Origin of the sequence: Paraburkholderia nemoris, from assembly GCF_905221015.1 — a bacterium.
Lineage (GTDB): Bacteria > Pseudomonadota > Gammaproteobacteria > Burkholderiales > Burkholderiaceae > Paraburkholderia > Paraburkholderia nemoris.
This window is the reverse complement of record NZ_CAJNBO010000029.1, coordinates 1-20,378: the sequence shown is the minus strand read 5'-3', so window position 1 is coordinate 20,378 and position 20,378 is coordinate 1. Positions and strand designations below refer to the sequence as shown.

Below are 20,378 nucleotides of genomic sequence, written 5' to 3'. Positions count from 1 at the left end.
GAAAGGGGAACAGCCGAAGCAGCAGTCCGGTGGGAATCCGGCGATGCGGTCACGAAAAAATCTCCTTGGGCAGCGCAGAGTACTCAAAGAAGTTAAGGATACGCTGAAAAACTTAACCGTGCGCCGCAGCATCGCTCGCGGGTGCTGCGGGATGCACGATCTGTTCGTCGGTCGGCAAGGCGGACGTGTCCCAACCGCCGCCTAGCGCCTTGATCAACGCGACGCTCGCGGCCATGCGGCGGCGCGCGATCGACACCGCCGTCCGCTCATTAGTGAGCGCCGTGGTTTGCGCGACCACGACGTCGAGATACGTGATCGCGCCGTTTTTATAGCGATTCGACACGACCGCCAGCGAACGCTGCGCGGCGGCCACGGCGTCGTCCTGTGCGGCGGCTTCCTGTTCCAGCACGCGTAAGGCGGCGAGGTTGTCTTCGACCTGGCCGAACGCCGTCAGCACCGTTTGGCGGTACTGCGCGACGCTTTCGTCGTAGTGCGCACGGGCCTGCTCTTTCACCGATGCACGTCCGCCGAAGTCGAGCAGCGTACCGGCCAGTGTCGGCCCGAGCGACCACAGACGGCTCGGCGCCATCAGCCATTGGCTGTAGTTGGTCGCTTCGAGCCCGCCTGTCACCGACAAAATCAGGTTCGGAAAAAATGCCGCCGTCGCCACGCCGATCTGCGCGTTCATATCGGCGACGTGCCGTTCTTCCGACGCGATGTCGGGCCGTCGTTCGAGCAACGCGGATGGCACGCCGGCCGCCGCGACCACCGGCACGGCAGTGAGCGGTGCAACCGGCAGGGAAAAGGTCGAGGGCGTCTGCCCGATCAGGATCGCGATCGCATGTTCGAGTTGCGCGCGTTGCACGCCGAGGTCGAGCGCTTGCGCCTGAGTGGTTTGCAACTGCGTCTGCGCCTGCGCGACGTCGGCATCGGTGGCGATGCCGCCTGCGTAGCGGTGTTGTGTCAGATCGAGTGCTTCCTTGTAGGCCTTGATCGTGTCGTCGAGAAGTTTGCGCTCCTGATCGAGACCACGGAGTTCGAAGTAGTCCGTTGCCAGTTCGGCCTGCATCGAGAGGAGCGCCGCTTGCGCATCGGCGGCGCTCGCCTGCGCTTCCGCTTTCGCGCCTTCGACGCTACGCGACACGCGGCCCCATAAGTCCGGTTCCCACGACGCGTCGGCTTGCACGAGGTAATCGTTCAGCGTGAGACCGGCAGTCGATTTATGCAGCACATTCGCGGAGCTCCGCGCGCGTGAATAGTCGCCATTCGCGCTGACGACAGGGAAGAAGTTCGAGCGGTATTGCGCAACTGTCGCGCGAGCGGCGCGAAAGCGCGCCTCGGCGGCCTGCACGTTCTGGTTCGCGCTCGCGACCTGCTGCTCGAGCGCATCGAGCGATGGGTCCGCGTAGACGCTCCACCATGCACCGCGCGTGAAAGTGTCGGCGGGTTGCGCGGGCTTCCAGCCGGTGCCTTCGAGTTCCTTGTAGGTGGCAGCGGTGGTGGCCGGTGGTTTGACGTAGTCGGGGCCCACAGTGCAGGCGGTGAGCGCGAAGACAAAGACGGACGCTACGGCAAGCAGCGCGCCGTGTGCAAACGGCGGCCCGTCATGGCGACGTGATACTGGCGCGCTCACAAGGACATCCTCGCTGATTGCAGGCTGGCGACGTGCGCAATGGGCGCACTTGCGGCCGCTGCACCAGAGGCACCCGCAGCGCCCTCCGCACCTGAAGCACCCGCTGCGCTGCCCGCACTAGCCCCCGCCTTTGCCGGCACGATCCGCACCGGCGCGCCATCGATGATCGAATCCTGCGGATTCAGAATCACCTGTTCATCGCCTTGCAAACCGGATGCGATTGCCACGCGCGTGCCGAAGTCCGTTCCGAGCGAAACCGGCAGCAGCTTCACCTTGTGCTGTGGATCCACGGTGGCCACTTTCACGCCGTCCGGGCGAAACAGCAGCGCGTTGCCAGGTAGCGTAAACGGCGCGGCGCCGGCGCCTAAAGCGAAATGCACCTGCGCGTATGCGCCCGGCAGCAGGTCGCCATTGCGATTGTCGACATCGACTTCGACGAGCATGGTTCGCTGTTGCGGATCGACGGCGCCCGAGGTGCGCGCCACGGTCCCCGGATAATGTTTGGACGGCGTCTCGGTCAGCGTCAGAAACGCCGTCTGTTGCGCGCGGACCTGTTGTGCATAGGCCTGCGGCACGTTCACATACACACGCAATCTGTCCGCCTGCGCGACATGGAACAGTTCCTTCGCCGGACCGCCGGAACTGCCCGCATCGATCAATGCACCGACATCGACATTACGCGCCGTCACGATGCCGTCGAACGGCGCGTAGACCTTCTGGAACGACTGCGTTTTTTCGAGGCGCGCCATGTTGAAGCGAGCGGCGTCCAGTGTGCCTTTCTTCGCGAGCATGTCACCGACTTTCTCGTCGGTTTCCTGCTTCGATACCGATTTGCTTTTTAGCATGTCAGTCCAGCGGTCGGCGGTGCTTTTCGCGAGCGCGTAGTTGGCGTTGGCATTCGCGAGGTCGGCGCGGGCGGCGCGTAGTTGATCGTCGACTTCCGGTGTGTCGATCTCCGCGAGCAACTGGCCGTTCTTGACGTGCGCGCCGATGTCCGCGTACCACTTCTTCAGATAGCCGTTGGTGCGTGCGTAAATCGGCGTGTCGAGAAACGCCTGCACGTTGCCGGGCAGCACAAGGTCGAGTCCCGCGTTCGACTTCTGCGGACGCACGACTTCGACGCTCGTCTGACTGGCGTGCTCGGCATCGCGTTCGAGTGCCGCATGCGCATCGTGGCGCGACCAGATACCTTGCGCGGCGAGCAGAACGATCGCCACGACCACCGCCACGATTACCCAGCGTGCGCGTTTCCCTTTCGCTGGCTCGGGCGCGGCGTTGGATTCGCCTGGACGTTTTCCTTCCATCAAGCTTCCCCTATCAGAATGCATGGGCAGTCGAAGCTGCCTCTTGTGCTTCGTGTTGTGTATGTCGTGCGAGTCGTCATGGTTTTTGCACCACATGCTCGGCCGCACGCTGACGCCGTGCCGCGAGCCGCCGGTAAATCATCGAAAAGACAACGGGCACGAAGATCAGCGTAGCTAAAGTGCCGACCGTCAAACCGCCGATCACCGCGCGCCCGAGCGGCGCATTCTGCTCGCCGCCTTCGCCAAGACCGGTCGCCATCGGCACCATGCCGATCACCATTGCGAGCGCCGTCATCAGCACCGGACGGAAACGCGTGAAGCCCGCCTCGATCGCCGCGCGCGTCGCGTCGCCGTGTTCGAGCAACTGTTCGCGTGCGAAGCTGATCACGAGAATCGAGTTCGCGGTGGCGATGCCGATACACATGATCGCGCCCGTCAGCGCCGGAATCGACAGCGTGGTGTGCGTGAGAAACAGCATCCACACGATGCCCGCGAGCGCACCCGGCAGCGCCGTGATGATGATGAAGGGATCGAGCCACGACTGGAAATTCACCACGATCAGCAGATACACCAGCAGGATCGCAAATACCAAACCGGCGAACAGGCCCGAGAACGAATCGTTCATGGTCTGCACCTGGCCGCGTACTTCGATGCTCGAGCTTTTGGGGAGATCGGCTTTGGCGCTGTCGATGATCTTACTGATGTCGTCGGAGACGCCGCCGAGATCGCGGCCGTCGGCGGTGCCGAAAATATCGATGGTGGTCTGCGCGTTGTAGTGCGTGAGTACCGCGTTGCCCGCTTCGCGTTTCATCGTGGCGAGCGAGCCGAGGATATTGCTGCGGCCGTTGGCATTCAGCGGAATGTTCGCGAGCGATTGCAGCGAATCGATCGTGTATTGCGGCGCTTCCGTGATCACGTTGTAGCTGACGCCGTTGCGCGGATTGAGCCAGAACGTCGGCGTGGTCTGCTGGCTGCCGGACAGCGTAATCAGCAAATCGCTCGCAATGTCGCGTTGCGAGAAGCCGGCTTGCTGTGCGCGCGTGCGGTCCACATCGATAAAGATGCGCGGCAAATCGGCGGGCTGCTGGATGCGCGCATCGGCAAGACCTGGCACGGTGCGCAGCCGGTTCAGCAACTGCGCGGCGAACGCGCGATTGCCGGCGACGTCGCGCCCGACGATCTGAATGTCGATCGGCGAGGGCATGCCGAAGTTAAGCGTCTGACTGACGATATCCGCAGGCAGGAAGGCGAACTGCACGCCGGGAAATTCATCGGTGAGCGTGCGGCGCAGCGTGCGTACGTAGTCGGCGCTCGGATGATGATCGGGATTCAGCGTGATGAGCACGTCCGAATCCGAGGTGCCGATCGTGCCGTTGTTGCTGTACGAGAGGTTAATGCCCGAGACCGGCAAGCCGATATTGTCGATGAGTGAATGCAACTCGCCCGACGGTATCAACTGACGAATCCGCGTATCGACCCGATCGGTCACCACCGCGGTTTCCTCGACCCGCATGCCGGTTTTCGCGCGCAGATGCAGCGCGATGGTGCCCGCATCGACTTGCGGGAAAAAGTCGCGGCCGAGAAACGGCATCAGCAGCATCGACGCGCCACAGCAGACGAGAAACAGCGTCACGAACAGACCCGGTCGTGCAACCCGCGCCTCGAGAAACACGCGATAGCGATCGCGAAAACGCGCGAAGCCGCGCTCGAAGGCATAGTGCACGCGCATGAACGGATTGCGCGTCTGCTCAGGCGCGTGATGCAGGTCCGCCGGCTTGTGGTGATGGCGCAGCAGATACTTCGCCATGGTCGGCACGAGCGTACGCGAGAAGAAATACGAGGCCAGCATCGCGAACACCACTGCTTCGGCGAGCGGAATGAAGAGGTAGTGCGCGACGCCCGTTAGCAGAAACATCGGCACGAACACGATGCAGATCGATAAGGTCGAGACCAGTGTCGGAATCGCGATCTGATGCGCGCCGTCGAGAATCGCCTGCTCCAGCGTTTTGCCTTGCTCGAGTTGATGGCTGATGTTTTCGATCGCCACCGTCGCGTCGTCGACCAGAATACCGACCGCGAGCGCGAGCCCACCAAGCGTCATGATGTTGATGGTTTCGCCGAGCATCGACAGGGCGATGATCGAGGTGATCATCGACAGCGGAATCGACACGGCAATGATCAACGTCGCGCGCCAGTTGCCGAGGAACAGAAGAATCATCAGACCGGTGAGACATGCGGCGATCAGCGCTTCACGCAACACGCCCTGCACCGAGGCGCGCACGAACAGTGACTGATCGGCCACGGGATCGATATTCAGCGACGCCGGCACGAGGTTGCGCAGCGTCGGCATCATCTTCTTGATACGGTCGACGATTTCGAGCGTGGACGTATTGCCGCTTTTGTTGATGGTCAGCAAGGCGGCGCGCTGGCCGTTCACGCGCACGATGTTGGTTTGCGGCTGGAAGCCGTCACGCACATGAGCAACGTCGCGGATATAGACGGTGCCGTTCGCAGTGGATTTGATCGGAATGTTATTGAGGCCGGCGAGCGAATCCGGGCTGCCGTTCATTTCCACCGAATATTCCGTCGAGCCGATTTTCGCGGTGCCGGAGGGCAGGATCAGATTCTGCGCGGTGACGGCGTTGACCACGTCCATCGGCGACAGATTGCGCTCCTGCAGCTTGCGCGAATCGATATCGACCATGATCTGCCGCTGCTTGCCGCCATACGGCAACGGTGCCGATGCGCCCGGCACGGTGGCGAGTTGCGTCTTCAGGAAGTTATTGCCGAAGTCATACAGCTCCTGCTCGGTGAGCGAGGCGGACGACAGCGCGAGGCGCAGGATCGGCACCGTCGAGGCGTTGTAGCGCAGGATATTCGGCGGTGTGATGCCCGGCGGCAGCGAGCGCAATTGCGTCTGTGACAGCGCAGTGACTTCGGCGAGCGCTTCATCGATATTCGCGTGCGGTTGAAAAAAGATCTTGATCACCGCGATACCGTTCAGCGAGGTCGACTCGGTGTGCTCGATATCGTTGACAGCCACCGACAGCCCGCGCTCGTAGTTGAGCACGATGCGTTTTTCCATTTCGTCGGCGGGCAGGCCGTTGTACGACCAGATCACCGACAGCACCGGAATGTCGATATTTGGGAAAATGTCGGTGGGCGTGCGCAGGATTGTCAGCGGGCCGACGATCAGCAAAAGCAGGGCCAGCACGACGAAGGTATAGGGGCGCCGCAGCGCCAGGCGGACGATCCACATGACTAGTGAGGGGGATGAAAGGCCGCGGCGCCGGTGTGGCGCGCACAGCGGCCATGAGGCATGCCGCGACGGCGGCCAGCAGTCGCAACGGGCGGATTAAGCGGATCGTTCTGGCGGTGCATGATTTTGATATATCGCCCCGGCTGGGTTTATGATGGTCTCGTTACGACGCTTTACGCCCAGATCATCGGCCCGGCGCGCTGTAATGGGAATAGGGCGAAACGACGGGTGAAGAGCCCTGAGTTCGCGCTTTCCATGGCCCCGCAAAACGGGAACAATGACTCGAACCTCTCACGCGTCTTACGCGCAGCAGATTGGGTGCGTACGCAACGTTATCGGCGAAGCGGCGCTTTTATCATCACCTTGACCGGCGCGGAAACCATAAAGCCGGCTATGGGAGAAACGGGGAAACATCATGCAAATCGGTTCCATTGTCCGATCGGTGCATATCGCGGTGCCGCAGGGCGCACGCGGGATTGTCATGCGCATTCTCGGCGACATGGCTATGGTGGCCTGGTATGCCGGCGAACCCGGCACATCGGAGCATCTCAATACTGAACCCTTTTTCCTTGAAGATCTGATCGATACGGGCGAGCAGGTTCGCCCGTCGAGCGCACAGGTGCATTGAAGCTGGTTTGAGTCCGATTCATGGTGGTTGCAGATGGCTGTTAGCCGCACGGTGAGCCGACGCCCTCGTCTTTGACGGCGGCGCGGCGCACAATGCGGACATGAACGACGACAATTTCGACCCACAGGACGGCGCCGATAGCGCCGTACCTTTCGCCCGGCTCAAGCCGGAAATCGTGCTTGACGCGCTCGACAGCGTGCTCAGCAGCGTCGGTGTGTACACCGACGGCCGCATGCTGCCGCTCAACAGCTACGAGAACCGCGTGTACCAGGTGGGCGTAGAAGACGGGCCGCCGGTGGTCGCCAAGTTCTATCGTCCCGAGCGTTGGACCGACGCTGCCATTCTCGAAGAACACGCCTTTGTTGCCGATCTCGCCGCGCGTGAGATTCCGGCCGTGCCCGCGCGTGTTTTCGAAGGCCGCACGCTGCATACCTTCGACGGTTTCCGTTTCTCGATCTTCGAACGCCGCGGCGGCCGTGCGCCCGATCTGGACCGGCGCGATACGCTCGAATGGCTGGGGCGTTTCATCGGCCGCATCCATGCGGTTGGACAGACACAGAACTACACCGAACGCCCGACGCTCGACATCAACACGTTCGGCTACGAGCCGCGCGATTTCCTGCTGTCGCACAACTTCGTGCCCGACGATGTACGCACCGCCTGGCAGACCGTGGTGAATCTCGCACTTGAAGCCGTCGAGCGCGCCTTCGAGCGGGCCGGCGATATTCGCATGTTGCGAATGCACGGCGATTGTCATCCGAGCAATGTGTTGTGGACCGACGCGGGTCCGCATTTCGTCGACTTCGACGATAGCCGCATGGGTCCGGCCGTGCAGGATTTATGGCTGCTGCTGCCCGGCGATCGCGTGGAGGCTTCGCGTGCGCTGGCGGATCTGCTCGCGGGTTACGAAGACTTCTGCGACTTCGAGCCGCGCGAACTGTATCTCGTCGAAGCGTTGCGCACGCTGCGACTGATTCACTATCAGGCGTGGCTCGCGCGCCGTTGGGACGACCCGGCGTTTCCGGCGGCGTTTCCGTGGTTCAACACGCAGCGCTATTGGGAAGACCGCATCCTCGAACTGCGCGAGCAGCTCGGCGCGATGGAGGAAGGACCGCTCTGGCCGGTTTGAGCGGTCGCGGTTCTACGGCGCCTGCGACGCCACGCTCGACGATTCCACCAGCGTCGATTTGACGATCACTTCGGCGCGCACGTCGCGCCCGATCGCTTCGATCGCGGGACGCATTTTCGCGAAGTCGTCGGGCGTGCAGACCTCGCTGTCGAAATGGGTGGCGCCGTCGCGCGTCATCGTTACGACGTTGCTGAGCGGATCGAACGTGTACTGCGACTGAAAATCGACGAAGCGGTCCTGGGTCCGTTTCGCCTCCGGCATTTCCAGCACGTGGAAGTTCGCGGGCAATTCAATGCGCGCGCGTTCATGCAATGCCAGGTTGTGGCAGACGAATGGCTGCGTGCGCTGCCGTTCGCCGAGCCAGTAGCGGGTATCTGCCTCGAAGCCGCCGGCCATACTCGTCAACGCCGGGATCGATGCCGCGGCGCCCGGCACCACCAGACTTTCCAGCGTGCCTTTCATTGTGATCGTCAGCGGGCCGTCGGCAACGGTTAGGTCGCTGGTGGTCAGCGTGGCGGTGCCGCGCAGGTTGGCGCTGCGCAGTTCCGCCTGGATCGACTCCTCACGTTGCGCGGGCGTCTGCGTGCGCAACATCGCGCGCGCCTGTTCGGCCGTGGCACCCGATGCTTCCAGCCGATAGGTGAAGCTCGCCGAGCCATCCGGCTCGACCTTGATCGACAGGTCGGTGCTGCGCGTCATCAACTCGGTGGCCGGCGTTTGCGCGACCACCCCCTGATTGACGAGGACGGTAGGCCGGTTCATATCGGACGACGGCAAAAATCCGAATTCGACATTCGACGCGGTCGAGTCCGCGTATTGCTGCAAATCCGGCAGCCACGTGATCACGTGATTGATGACGCCGTAGCCCGGCACGTTGGGCAACGTGTAAATCGAGCCACTGCTGATCAAGGCTGGCTCATTGCGAACGCCGACGGCGTCGAGCATCGCGCCGTACAGCGCCACGTGATCCTTGCAGTCGCCATAACGGTTCGCGAGGATCGCGCTTGCACTGTGCGGCACCACCGAACCGCGCCCAACGTAGATCGCCACATAGCGGACGTTGCGGCGCACCCAGTCGTACAACGTTTTGGCTTTGTCGTGCGGGGTGTGGTCGCGCGCGGTGAGATTTTGCGCAAGACGCGTGACGGCGGTGTCGCGCGCGCTCGGGTCGGCGGCGGACGCCCTGTAGCTGGCGGCGAAAGCGGCGTAGTCCGGAAAGGTCGAGACCATGAGCCGGTCGCCGTACGACACGTACGCAATTGAGCCGCGCTCCAGCCGGCTGAAATGCGCCTTGTCGTAATGGTATTCGTAGCGTGTGCGGCCGTCGCGCGTAACCGGTTGAAGCGCGGTGAAGCCGCGTGCATCGGCGTAAAGCGCCTTGCCGGCGGGCAGGTCGTAGATGAGGTGAAAGTTATGGGTCGGCGCGAGATCGGGTGGCGTGAAGTCGCTGAATTCGCCCGGATCGATCGGCTGCTTTTGCGTCTTGCGATAGGTGAGATGCACGCGCGAGCCGGGTTCCACAGCGGGGAACACGATCACCTTTTCCTGGATGTCCTGGAACATCGGCGCGTCGAACGAGCGGGCTTCCTGCACGTCGCGGATCTGATCGGGCTGCACGTCGTGACGCACGCCGTCGGCGGTGGTCGTGTAGGCCTCGATGATCTGCACGTCCGCCATATTGCGGTTGAACCAGACGTATTGCTGCGCCACGCGCGCGACGCCTGCTTCGTTGTTCACGTGCAGCGTCATCGAATCGAGCTTCGAGAAGGAGCCGTCGGCGTTGACGGTGAAGGTCTGCGTTTCGCCTTCGTTGGTATAGGGATCGTCCAGCTTGGCCGAGATGCTCGCGCTCGCGCCATGGACACCGGCAAGCCAGCCGAGAGAGGCAAGACAGACCAAAGAGGTGAGGCGCATGGCGGGCAGGTATCCGGAACGGCAACGTTGACGGGATCGCCAGTTAGAGTCGGTTTGCGCCGCCCGGATGTCAAGCGGATACCGAGCATTGCGATTGAGCAAATGCCCTAATTGTGTAATGATAGCCATTCTCAATTGAAAGGCATCGCCAGCTTTCTGTCACATTTCTCCTCCTCTGTGACTGCCAGCCAAGCCTCTCAGCCGGACGGCCTGGACCGCAAGCCGGGTCTGTCCGGCCCTTCTTTTCGAACTTTCCGTTACCGCTGGTGAGAGCGAGCGCCTTGGCGCTGCCTGTCGGCGGGGGTTTAACTTGCTGCGCCTGGAGCATGGATGTGAACGCGCCTGAATCGATCGATATGAAACCTGCTGCTGGTGCCGGTACGCAATACACGGCACATAGGCCGGAGCGCGGTCATCATCTGATGGACGACGCCGAGCAGGCGGCGCGGCGCCAGCGTTCGCGGCGGGCGAATTTCATCAAGTGGTTGCGCAAGGTGCACGGCTGGGTTGGGCTGTGGGGCGCGGTGTTGGGGTTGATGTTTGGCGCGACTGGGTTTTTGCTGAATCATCGGGGCGGGCCGTTGAAGGTGTCGTCGGGTGAGCCGCAGGTCGAGGAGATGCAGATTCCTGTGCCGCAGAAGAAGCTGGGTTCGCCGATGGAGATGGCGAAGTGGCTCAAGGGCGAATTAAAGATCGACGGCAAGCCGGGGCGGGTGAAACGCGAGCCGGCGCATGCGGTGGCGTGGGGCGATCGCAGCGCGATGCAGCCGGAATTCTGGCAAGTCGGGATTTTTGGGCCTGGTCAGAATGTGCAGGCCGAGTATTGGGTTGGGAATGGGTTTGTGGCGGTGAAACGCACGCAGAATTCGTTTCTTACTACGATGAATAATTTGCATCGTGGTGTGGGGTTGAGTGTTGGGTGGGTTTTGTTGATCGATACGATTGCTGGGGGGATGATCCTGCTGTCCCTGACCGGGGTCTTGTTGTGGACTGAGTTGAATAAGCGGCGGATTGTCGGGGTTTTGTTGGTTGGCGGCTCGGTGGTTGCCGCTGTGGTTTGTGGGTTAATGTGACTTGGGTTTTTTTGCCTGCGCGGCGCTTATTGTCAGTGTTCTTGGGGCTTTGGCCTTTCCTTGAATTGTTAGTGGTTTATTAGCGTTGCCCCTGTGCGGGGCGGCACCTACTTTTCTTTGCCGCCGCAAAGAAAAGTAGGCAAAAGAAAGCGGCTAGAAGCCCCTGCTAAGCGGGTCTCGCGGTTTGCCAGGGGTAGTGGTGCGACTGGAATCTGTGTTCGTGCACCTGCATGCACTTGTGACAAGGGCGTCATACTTCCGGCGGCGCTGCGCGCGCCGAAGAGCCGTTCATGAAACCAATCGCTACGTTTTGACGCTCCCGCCTCGCTAACGGGTTGCGGCTCGTCATTGCATGTCCACGGCTACCGCGATTTTGATTGGAACGGCAACTGCGACCGCGACGGTGATTGCAGCACACCGAAATATTATTTTTAAGTGGGGGTCTCCGGGTGAGTGGAGAGGCGCCTCGCCGAGGCGAAGCCGATGGCTCCCACAGACTTGAACCGAAGCGGGTGGTTTCCCCTGCAGACCCGTCCGCGACGCACGCAGTGCGGAGTGGGAGCTGATGACACCTTTGTCACTAGCGCCGAATGTGCGAGAGCACGGATTCCAGATGCACCACTACCCGTAGCAGACCACGGTGCCCGCTTAGCATTAGCGGTTTGAGCTGCTTTCTCTTGCTTACTTCTCTTTGCAGCCGGCAAAGAGAAGTAAGTGCCGCCCCCGCACAGGGGCAACGCTAATAGACCACTAACAATTCAAGGAAAGGTCAAAGCGCCAAGAACACGAACAACAAGCGCCGCGAAGGCAAAAAACCTAAACACTACAAGCAGCCCCACCACCAGAAGCAGCAATCTCCCGCGCGGCCTTAGCGCCCTCAACCTGTAATAGAGTCGGCAACGAAACCCCATTCTTAGCCGCAGTAACCTCAGCAAGAATAGAAACAGCAATCTCAGGCGGCGTCCGGCTGCCAATATAAATCCCAACCGGCCCATGCAACCGGGCCAATTCAGTATCGTTCAGATCAAACTCCTTCAACCGCTCGCGCCGCGCCTGATTATTCCTTCTCGACCCCAAAGCGCCCACATAAAAAGCCGGCGTCTTCAACGCCTCCATCAGCGCGAGATCATCCAGCTTAGGATCATGCGTCAGTGCAATCACCGCACACCGCTCGTCGAGCTTCATCTCGATCACCGTATCGTCCGGCATCGTCCGCACGATCTTCGTGCCGGGAATACTCCACTCCTCGGTGTACTCCTCGCGCGGATCGCATACGGTCACCTGGTAATCGAGCCCAACCGCGATGTTGCACAGATACCGCGACAACTGCCCCGCACCGATCACCAGCATCCGGTAGCGCGGGCCGTGAATCGTCAGCAGACGCTCGCCGTCGAAATGCACGCCGTCGGTTGCCAGCGCCGCGTCGAGCCGTACCGCGCCCGTCACCATGTCGACTTCGCGCGCCACCAGGCGGCCGTCCTCCACCGCATGGCACAGATCGGCTATGCCGCTTTGCGGCGTCAAAGGCTCCAGCACCAACTGGATCGTGCCGCCGCAAGGCAGGCCGAAGCGGTGCGCTTCTTCCGCGGTAATGCCGTATTTCACCGCCTCCGGGCGGGTCTGCTCAATCCCCTTTTGCCGCACGCGGTCGATCAGGTCGTCTTCGATGCAACCACCCGAGACCGAACCCACCACAAGGCCGTCGTCACGCACCGCGAGCATCGCGCCCTCGGGACGCGGCGACGAACCCCACGTCTTCACCACCGTCACCAGTAGCGCGCGATGTCCCTCTTCCAGCCAACGTGCGCTGGACTTCAGGACTTCGAGATCCACGCTGTCCATGATTTCTTCCTTTTCGTTCCGTCGCCGCCGGACTCGGTGTCCGCGGCCTCATTCGATTCTGTATTCTGCACCGCCGCGTCGCCGGCTGCAGCGTCGCCGACATCCGGGGCCGTCGCGCCGTCAGCGTCGCCGCCGACCTGCGCGCCGAAGCGCTTGAAAAATTCGCCCGCGATTTTACGTGCAGCACCGTCGACCAGCCGTGAACCGATCTGCGCGAGCTTGCCGCCGACCTGTGCCGTCGCCGTGTACGAAAGCTTCGTCGCGGTGTCGCCCTCGGGTTCGAGCGTGACGTGCGTATTGCCCTTGCCGAAGCCCGCCGCACCACCTTGACCTTCGAAAACGATGGTGTAGCTGTTCGGCGCCTCGATATCGGTCAGCAGCATACGCCCTTTGAAGCGCGCCTTCACCGGACCGACCGATGCGCTCAACACCACCGCATACGCGTTTTCGCCATCCGGGTCGATGCTTTCGCAGCCGGGAATGCACGCGCGCAAGATTTCGGTATCGTTTAGCGCATCCCACGCGCGCTGCTGGGAAACCGGCAGCGTATGGGTTTCACTTAATTCCATGGCGTTGCTCCTGCAGGTGTCGTCGCGGAGACGGTCGAACGAGGCGCGCGTGTGAGTTGCGCGAGGTCGCGGCCGAACGCCGTGAGACTGTCCAGATTATGAACCGGGCGATGTGCGTCGACGTACGGCAGAATAGCCTGCACGCCGCGCGCTTTCGGTGAAAAACCGCTGAAACGCAACAGCGGATTGAGCCACACGATACGGTGTGCGAAGCGGCGCAAGCGGGCCATTTCGGTATCGAGCACGTCGATCGCTTCGTGATCGAGACCGTCGGTGACGAGCAGCACCGTGGCTCTGCCGGTCAGCACGCGACGTGCCCAGCGCCGGTTGAATTCGGCGAGCGCCGCGCCGATCCGTGTGCCACCCGACCAGTCGACCACCTGATCGGTGAGCGTCGCGATCGCCACGTCGGGATCGCGCTCGCGCAGCGCGCGCGTCGCGTTGGTCAGGCGCGTGCCAAAAAGGAACACCTGCAGGCGCTCACGCGATTGCAGAAGCGCGTGGCAGAAGTACAGGACCGCGCGCGAATAGCTGCTCATCGAGCCGGAGATATCCAGCAGCAGCACGAGCGGCGGTTTGCGTTCCACCACCGCGCGATACTTCCACACTGTCCAGTCGCCACCGGCGCGCACCGCTTGTCGTGCGCTCGCGCGCAAATCGGCATGTGTGCCGTGCGACGCGGCCTTCAGGCGGCGCGTCGGCTCGGTGGCAAGCGGCAGACGCTGGCCGCGAATCAGATGCCGCAACGTCCGCCATTCGTCAGCGGAAAGCGTTTCGAAATCGCGATGACGTAACCGCTCTTCCGCACTAAAGGTAACGTGCGCGCGTAGTTCGTGTTGTTCGGTTTCCTGTGGCGCCTTGCTGTGCGGCGAGGGCGGCGTGCGCACGGCAAGCGCGTCGGCGAGACGGTTGTTGCGTTTGGGGGGCGGCAAGCCATCGCGGACTTTTGGCAGCAGCAGCGCGCGCAGCTTGCCTTCCCAATCCGGGTCGCGCCAGAACAGATCGAAGGCGGCGTTGAAGAGGTCGCGTTCGTCCGGCGCGGAGACCAATAACGTGGCGAGCGCGGCGCGCACATCGTCGCGGCGGCCGAGGTCGATCCAGTGCAACGCAGCGAGTGTATCGACGGCTTGCGCCGGTGACATCGGCAAGCCCGCGCCGCGCAGCACGCGCACAAAGTGGACGACGTTGTGGGCGAGCGTGGGCGTATCGATCGGTGCGGCCGAGGCGCTCGAAGTATCGGCGAAGGTGGTCATCGCCGTTATCCCGGCGTCGCGAGACATTGCGCGATCTGCGCGGCGTCGATGCGCGCCAGATCGTCCTGATACTTGAGCAGCACACCAAGGGTGTTCTGTACCGATTGCGGATCGAGCTCCGTTACCGATAACGCTTCCAAAGCGCGGCACCAGTCGATCGTTTCGGCTATGCCGGGCGCCTTGAACAGATCCATGCCGCGCAGCCGATGCACGAAATCGACCGCACGGCGCTGCAATTCAACCGACGTCTGCGGCGCGCGCGCGGCGACGATCTCCAGTTCACGATCGCGCTCGGGATAGCCGATCCATTGATACAGGCACCGGCGTTTCAACGCGTCGTGCACTTCGCGTGTCCGATTCGACGTCATCACGACGAGCGGTGGCTGTTCCGCGCGCACCGTGCCGTATTCGGGAATCGATACCTGGAAGTCCGACAGTAGTTCCAGCAGAAACGCCTCGAACGGTTCGTCGGCGCGGTCGATCTCGTCGATCAGCAGCACGCGCCGCGCGCCCGGATGATTTTCGTCGGGCATCAGCGCTTGCAGCAGCGGACGCTTCAACAGGAATTCACTGCGATACAGCGTGTCGTTGCCGGGTCGTTCGCCGGCAGCTTCGGCCAGACGCAGCGCCATGATCTGGCGCGGGTAGTCCCACTCATAGAGCGCGCTGGCGGTGTCGAGTCCTTCGTAGCATTGCAGCCGCAGCATCGACGTGCCGAGCATCCCCGCCGCGGCTTTGGCGAGTTCGGTCTTGCCGACGCCCGGCTCGCCTTCGACGAACAACGGCCGCTCCATGCGCAGGGCGAGATACAACGCGGTCGCGAGTTCGCGACTGGCGAAGTAGTTTTGGGCGGCGAGTTGCGCGAGAGTGTCGTCGATGGAAGCAGGCTGCATGGTGTTCCTGACTCTGCATGGTGAAGAGCAAAACGGCGCGCTCGTCCGTGTCACTCATACCGTCGGCGGAACGGAGCGGATGAACGCGAGCGTCGCGCCACACCGCGTGCGTGATCGAACACGGCTGACGCGCTCCGCCGAGACACGCCAGCCGCAAACTGCAAGGATCGCTAACCGTTTGCCTTCGTCACCGCTCGCCCGGCTAACACAGGGATCAGATGCGCGCGATATTCGGCGCTCGCGTGCATATCGGTGTTCAGGTCGGCGTCGGATACGGTTACCCCTCGCGCGGCCTCGGGCGTGAAATTCGCCGTCAGTGCGCTTTCCAGTTCCGGCACGCGAAATACCGAAGACGCCGCTCCTGTCACTGCGACACGCACGCCGCTCGCGAACTTCGCGACGAACACGCCGACCATTGCAAAGTGCGACGCCGGGTTACGGAATTTCTCGTAAGCGGCGCGCTCGGGCACGGGAAACTCGACGGCCACGATCAACTCGTCGGGCGCCAGTGCGGTCTCATACATGCCGACGAAGAAGTCGCGTGATGAGATTCGTCGCCGATCGGTGACGATGGTCGCGTCCAAGGCCATCGCAGCAGCCGGATAGCAGGCGGCCGGATCGTTGTTCGCGAGCGAACCGCCGATGGTGCCGAGCGCGCGCACCTGGCGATCGCCGATGTGCCCGGCGAGGTCCGCGAGCGCCGGCAGCACGCGCCGAAGCTCCGCATGGTCCGCGACGTCCGCATGGCATACGGCTGCGCCGATCGTCACCTTGCCGGCATCGACGGTGATCGATTTGAGCGCGGGAATTCGCGTCACGTCGATCAGTTGCGACGGCTGCGCGAGCCGCAGACGCATGGTGGGTAACAGGCTTTGTCCGCCGGCGATGAACTTTGCGTCACTGTCGGCGGCGATGGCTGCGGCGGCCGCTTTCGGATCCGTCGCGCGTTGATACTCGAATGAATACATGTCGAATGCTCCGCTCAGGATCTTAGTGGGGTTTGGCTGCGTGGATCGCGGACCATACGCGATGCGGCGTTGCCGGCATTTGCAGATCGGTCACGCCGAGCGGTGCGAGTGCATCGAGGATCGCGTTGATCACGGCCGGCGGAGAGCCGATTGCGCCTGCCTCGCCGCAGCCTTTCACGCCGAGCGGATTGTGCGTGCACGGTGTGCCCTTCGCGGTTTCGACGGTGAAGTTCGGCAGATCGGACGCATGCGGCATCGCGTAGTCCATATAGGAGCCGGACAGCAACTGGCCGCTCTCGTTGTCGTACACGCAGCGCTCCAGCATCGCCTGCCCAATGCCCTGAGCGAGCCCGCCATGCACCTGGCCTTCGACGATCATCGGATTGATCACATTGCCGAAATCGTCGACCGCGGTGAACTGCTGGATACGGCAGACACCGGTCTCCGGATCGATCTCGATTTCGCAGATGTACGAGCCGGCCGGATACGTGAAGTTGGTCGGATCGTAGAACGCGCTTTCTTCGAGACCCGGTTCGAGCACGTTGAGCGGATAGTTGTGCGGCACGTAGGCGGCGAGCGATATCTCGGCAAACGCTTTGGTGCGATCGGTGCCCGCGACGCGAAACACGCCGTCCTTGAACTCGATGTCTTCGGCCGCGGCTTCGAGCAGGTGCGCGGCGATTTTCTTCGCCTTGGTTTCGATCTTGTCGAGCGCCTTCATGATCGCCGAGCCGCCGACTGCGATCGAGCGCGAGCCGTACGTGCCCATGCCGAACGGAATGCGGCCGGTGTCGCCGTGAACAATCTCCACGCTTTCCAGCGCGATGCCGAGCCGGTCCGCGACCACTTGCGCGAAGGTTGTCTCATGCCCCTGGCCATGGCTGTGAGAGCCGGTGAACACGGTGACCGAACCTGTCGGATGCACGCGAATCTGGCCGACTTCGAAGAGTCCGGCGCGTGCGCCCAATGCACCGGCAATGTTCGACGGCGCCAAACCGCAGGCTTCGATGTAGCACGAGTAGCCGAGGCCGCGCAGCTTGCCGTTCTTTTCGGATTCCTGCTTGCGCGCGGCGAAGCCCTTCACGTCCGCTAGTTCGAGCGCACGGCTCAGCGTGGCCTCGTAGTCGCCGGTATCGTAGGTGAGGCCGACCGGCGTCGCGTACGGAAACTCGCGGATGAAGTTGCGACGGCGGATTTCGGCCGGATCGATCTTCATCTCGCGTGCGGCGGTTTCGACCAGACGCTCGACCACGTACGTCGCTTCCGGACGGCCGGCACCGCGGTACGCGTCGACCGGGACGGTGTTGGTGAAGACCGCTTTCACCTCCGCGTAAATGGCGGGCGTCGCGTACTGACCGGCGAGCAGCGTCGCGTACAAAATGGTCGGCACGCTCGAGGCGAAGGTCGACAGATACGCGCCCATGTTGGCGATCGTGTGGATGCGCATCGCGAGGAACTTGCCGTCGGCGTCCATGGCCAGTTCGGCTTTGGTCACGTGATCGCGGCCATGCGCGTCGGACACGAAGGCTTCCGAGCGCTCGGCGGTCCATTTGACCGGACGGCGAATCTTCTTTGATGCCCACGTCAGCGCAACGTCTTCGGCGTACAGAAAGATCTTCGACCCGAAGCCGCCGCCGACATCCGGCGCGATCACGCGCAGTTTCGATTCCGGCAGCGACAGCACGAACGCGGCCATCAACAGGCGTTCCACGTGCGGATTCTGGTTCGCGACGTAGAGCGTGTAGCTGTCATCCTGCACTGAGTAGCTTGCGTTGACCGCGCGCGGTTCGATCGCGTTCGGGATCAGGCGGTTGTTGACGATGTCGAGCGTGGTGACGTGCGCGGCTTTGGCGAAGGCGGCGTCGGTCGCGGCTTTGTCGCCGTGGCCCCAGTTGTAGCAGACGTTGTCCGGCACGTCGTCGTGCACTGCGGCCTGGCCCGGATCGGACGCGTGCGCCGTGTCGACCACGGCCGGCAGCACGTCGTAATCGACCTCGATCAGTTCGGCGGCGTCTTTCGCGGCCTTGATCGAATCGGCGATGACGAGCGCGACCTGATCGCCGACGTGGCGTGCTTTCGTGTGCGCGATGATCGGATGCGGCGGCTCGTTCATCGGCTTGCCGTCGGTGCTGTGGATCAGCCAGCCGCACGGCAGTCCGCCGACGTTGTCCGCGGCCATGTCCGCGCCGGTGAAGATCGCGACGACGCCGGGCGATTGTTTGGCCGCGGTGGTGTCGATGCTGTTGATTTTTGCGTGTGCGTGCGGCGAGCGCAGGAAAATCGCGTAGGTTTGCTGCGGCAGGACGATGTCGTCGGTGTACTGACCGTTGCCGGTGAGGAAACGATAGTCTTCCTTACGTTCGACGGAAGTGCCGATGAGGTGGGTGTCGGGTGCGTTCATCGTCGGCTCCTCAGGCGGTGGCTGGCGCAGTGGCCGCGGCGGTGGCGTTGGCCGTGCCGGCGGACTTCATGCCTTCGGCGCCTTCGAGCACTGCTTTGACGATGTTGTGATAGCCCGTACAGCGGCAGAGATTTCCGTCGAGCTGGGCGCGCACGTCGTCGCCGGTGAGATTGGGTTGGCGCTCGACGAGCGAGACCGCGCTCATCACCATGCCGGGCGTACAGAAACCGCACTGCAGGCCGTGGCAGTGTTTGAAGGCGGCTTGCATCGGGTGCAGGGCGCCGTCTTTGGCGAGTCCTTCGATGGTGGTGATGGTTGCGCCTTCGGCCTGGACCGCGAGGATGTTGCAGGATTTGACTGCGCGGCCGTTCAGGTGGACCGTGCATGCGCCGCACTGGGCTGTGTCGCAGCCGATGTGCGTTCCTGTTAAGCGAAGTTGATCGCGCAGGAACTGGACAAGCAGGGTGTTCGGGTCGATTGAGGCGCTGATGGGCGCGCCGTTCACCGTCAGACTGATGCTGATCGCCATGAAGTTGTCTCCTTATGGGGTGAAACCGGACCTTTGTTTTTTCCTGCTTTCAGCTGCCTGCTCGTGGGGTCCGATTAGGGTGCTGCGGGTTTACTTTTTTTTATGGGTCTGCCGAAAAGTAAAGCACAAATCGGGTGGGGGCGCTATTGGGTTGTGTGCCTGCTCGGCGGGTTTTGGGGTGGTTTTTGCCCGTTTGAGCTGGGGGATTGCCTGCGCGGCGCTTGTTTGTCAGTGTTCCTGGGGCTTTGGCCTTTCCTTGTTTTGTTAGTGGTCTATTAGCGTTGCCCCTGTGCGGGGCGGCACTTACTTCTCTTTGCCGCCGCAAAGAGAAGTAAGCAAGAGAAAGCGGCTAGAAGCCCCTGCTAAGCGGGTCTCGTGCTTTGCCAGGGGTAGTGGTGCGACTGGAATCCGTGTTCTCGCACACTCCGCGTTAGTGACAAAGGAGTCATCAGCTCCCACTCCGCACTGCGTGCGTCGCGGACGGGTCTGCAGGGGAAACCACCGGCTTCGGTTGAGGTTTGGAGGCCGTCGGCTTCGCCTCGGCGAGGCGCCTCTGCACTCACCCGGAAACCCCACTTCAAATGATTTTTTGGTGTGCCGCAATCACCGCCGCAGTCGCAGCTGCGGTGGCGGCGGTGCAATGACGAGGCACGGTTCAGTGGCGAGACGCGAGCGCCAAAACGCAGCGATCGGTTTTATGAATTACTCTTCGGCGCGCGCAGCGCCGCCGGAAGTATGACGCCCTTGTCACTGACGCTTGAACGTGCACGAACACAGATTCCAGATGCACCACTACCGGTAGCAGACCACGGTGCCCACTTAGCATTAGCGGTTTGAGCCGCTTTCTCTTGCTTACTTCTCTTTGCGGCGGCCCCTCCATGTCAGGCTAGTTGTCGCCTCACCCGAACCGATTGATGTAAAGATGGGGGGCGGACAGCGAGTGGAAGATGAAACGCTATTCAGCGGAAACCCGGGAATGGGCA

The 20,378-nt window shown here is 62.4% G+C and carries 14 protein-coding genes; 3 read left to right on the top strand and 11 right to left on the bottom strand.

Annotated elements, in window-relative coordinates; all coding sequences use genetic code 11:
• Nucleotides 1–112: 112 nt before the first annotated feature.
• From KHO33_RS33215 to KHO33_RS33205, 3 genes are all read right to left on the bottom strand, one after another.
• Complete coding sequence (locus KHO33_RS33215; protein ID WP_407946209.1) at nucleotides 113–1,633, bottom strand: efflux transporter outer membrane subunit; 1,521 nt, start codon at nucleotides 1,631–1,633, stop codon at nucleotides 113–115.
• On the bottom strand, nucleotides 1,630–2,937 hold the full coding sequence (locus KHO33_RS33210) for an efflux RND transporter periplasmic adaptor subunit (protein ID WP_200566999.1): 1,308 nt from the start codon (nucleotides 2,935–2,937) through the stop codon (nucleotides 1,630–1,632). Before KHO33_RS33210 ends, KHO33_RS33215 begins: the two co-directional genes overlap by 4 nt.
• Nucleotides 2,938–3,013: 76 nt before the next feature.
• Nucleotides 3,014–6,196, bottom strand: coding sequence for an efflux RND transporter permease subunit (locus KHO33_RS33205; RefSeq protein WP_200566998.1), 3,183 nt, complete (start codon nucleotides 6,194–6,196; stop codon nucleotides 3,014–3,016).
• A gap of 415 nt (nucleotides 6,197–6,611) precedes the next feature.
• On the opposite strand from KHO33_RS33205, the gene KHO33_RS33200 reads away from it, so the two are divergent.
• Both KHO33_RS33200 and KHO33_RS33195 read left to right on the top strand, forming a co-directional pair.
• A complete protein-coding gene (locus tag KHO33_RS33200) occupies nucleotides 6,612–6,824 on the top strand; it encodes a hypothetical protein (RefSeq protein WP_035554043.1) in 213 nt (70 codons plus the stop codon).
• 100 nt (nucleotides 6,825–6,924) lie between these two features.
• Complete coding sequence (locus KHO33_RS33195) at nucleotides 6,925–7,953, top strand: serine/threonine protein kinase (RefSeq protein ID WP_200566997.1); 1,029 nt, start codon at nucleotides 6,925–6,927, stop codon at nucleotides 7,951–7,953.
• A gap of 12 nt (nucleotides 7,954–7,965) precedes the next feature.
• Here KHO33_RS33195 and KHO33_RS33190 read toward each other — a convergent pair whose 3' ends face one another.
• Nucleotides 7,966–9,867, bottom strand: a complete 1,902-nt coding sequence (locus KHO33_RS33190) for a DUF3857 domain-containing transglutaminase family protein (RefSeq protein WP_200566996.1) — start codon at nucleotides 9,865–9,867, stop codon at nucleotides 7,966–7,968.
• Nucleotides 9,868–10,199: 332 nt separating this feature from the next.
• On the opposite strand from KHO33_RS33190, the gene KHO33_RS33185 reads away from it, so the two are divergent.
• Entirely contained in the window at nucleotides 10,200–10,940 is a 741-nt protein-coding gene (locus KHO33_RS33185; RefSeq protein ID WP_200566995.1) for a PepSY-associated TM helix domain-containing protein, read from the top strand.
• A gap of 816 nt (nucleotides 10,941–11,756) precedes the next feature.
• Here KHO33_RS33185 and KHO33_RS33180 read toward each other — a convergent pair.
• The 7 genes from KHO33_RS33180 to KHO33_RS33150 all read right to left on the bottom strand — a co-directional run bounded on the left by KHO33_RS33180 (nucleotide 11,757) and on the right by KHO33_RS33150 (nucleotide 19,395).
• Nucleotides 11,757–12,782, bottom strand: a complete 1,026-nt coding sequence (locus KHO33_RS33180) for an XdhC family protein (protein ID WP_200566994.1) — start codon at nucleotides 12,780–12,782, stop codon at nucleotides 11,757–11,759.
• Entirely contained in the window at nucleotides 12,755–13,351 is a 597-nt protein-coding gene (locus KHO33_RS33175; RefSeq protein ID WP_200566993.1) for a CoxG family protein, read from the bottom strand. The genes KHO33_RS33180 and KHO33_RS33175 overlap by 28 nt, the downstream gene beginning before the upstream one ends.
• Entirely contained in the window at nucleotides 13,342–14,604 is a 1,263-nt protein-coding gene (locus tag KHO33_RS33170) for a vWA domain-containing protein (protein ID WP_200566992.1), read from the bottom strand. The genes KHO33_RS33175 and KHO33_RS33170 overlap by 10 nt, the downstream gene beginning before the upstream one ends.
• A 5-nt stretch (nucleotides 14,605–14,609) precedes the next feature.
• Nucleotides 14,610–15,497, bottom strand: coding sequence for an AAA family ATPase (locus KHO33_RS33165; protein WP_054037965.1), 888 nt, complete (start codon nucleotides 15,495–15,497; stop codon nucleotides 14,610–14,612).
• A gap of 170 nt (nucleotides 15,498–15,667) precedes the next feature.
• Nucleotides 15,668–16,465, bottom strand: a complete 798-nt coding sequence (locus KHO33_RS33160) for an FAD binding domain-containing protein (RefSeq protein WP_200566991.1) — start codon at nucleotides 16,463–16,465, stop codon at nucleotides 15,668–15,670.
• Nucleotides 16,466–16,487: 22 nt separating this feature from the next.
• Nucleotides 16,488–18,866 carry a xanthine dehydrogenase family protein molybdopterin-binding subunit gene (locus KHO33_RS33155; protein WP_200566990.1) on the bottom strand — a complete coding sequence of 793 codons (2,379 nt, stop codon included), beginning with the start codon at nucleotides 18,864–18,866 and terminating at the stop codon, nucleotides 16,488–16,490.
• 10 nt (nucleotides 18,867–18,876) lie between these two features.
• The gene (locus KHO33_RS33150) at nucleotides 18,877–19,395 is read right to left on the bottom strand and encodes a (2Fe-2S)-binding protein (RefSeq protein ID WP_200566989.1); all 519 of its coding nucleotides are present in this window, start codon (nucleotides 19,393–19,395) and stop codon (nucleotides 18,877–18,879) included.
• Between the last annotated feature and the right edge of the window lie 983 nt (nucleotides 19,396–20,378).

Excerpts from the sequence above, each read along its gene's own strand:
- KHO33_RS33180 (WP_200566994.1), bottom strand. The coding sequence starts at position 12,782 with ATGGACAGCGTGGATCTCGAAGTCCTGAAGTCCAGCGCACGTTGGCTG.
- KHO33_RS33205 (WP_200566998.1), bottom strand. The coding sequence starts at position 6,196 with ATGTGGATCGTCCGCCTGGCGCTGCGGCGCCCCTATACCTTCGTCGTG.
- KHO33_RS33200 (WP_035554043.1), top strand. The coding sequence starts at position 6,612 with ATGCAAATCGGTTCCATTGTCCGATCGGTGCATATCGCGGTGCCGCAG.
- KHO33_RS33195 (WP_200566997.1), top strand. The coding sequence starts at position 6,925 with ATGAACGACGACAATTTCGACCCACAGGACGGCGCCGATAGCGCCGTA.
- KHO33_RS33190 (WP_200566996.1), bottom strand. The coding sequence starts at position 9,867 with ATGCGCCTCACCTCTTTGGTCTGTCTTGCCTCTCTCGGCTGGCTTGCC.
- KHO33_RS33155 (WP_200566990.1), bottom strand. The coding sequence starts at position 18,866 with ATGAACGCACCCGACACCCACCTCATCGGCACTTCCGTCGAACGTAAG.
- KHO33_RS33160 (WP_200566991.1), bottom strand. The coding sequence starts at position 16,465 with ATGTATTCATTCGAGTATCAACGCGCGACGGATCCGAAAGCGGCCGCC.
- KHO33_RS33165 (WP_054037965.1), bottom strand. The coding sequence starts at position 15,497 with ATGCAGCCTGCTTCCATCGACGACACTCTCGCGCAACTCGCCGCCCAA.
- KHO33_RS33150 (WP_200566989.1), bottom strand. The coding sequence starts at position 19,395 with ATGGCGATCAGCATCAGTCTGACGGTGAACGGCGCGCCCATCAGCGCC.
- KHO33_RS33175 (WP_200566993.1), bottom strand. The coding sequence starts at position 13,351 with ATGGAATTAAGTGAAACCCATACGCTGCCGGTTTCCCAGCAGCGCGCG.
- KHO33_RS33210 (WP_200566999.1), bottom strand. The coding sequence starts at position 2,937 with ATGGAAGGAAAACGTCCAGGCGAATCCAACGCCGCGCCCGAGCCAGCG.
- KHO33_RS33170 (WP_200566992.1), bottom strand. The coding sequence starts at position 14,604 with ATGACCACCTTCGCCGATACTTCGAGCGCCTCGGCCGCACCGATCGAT.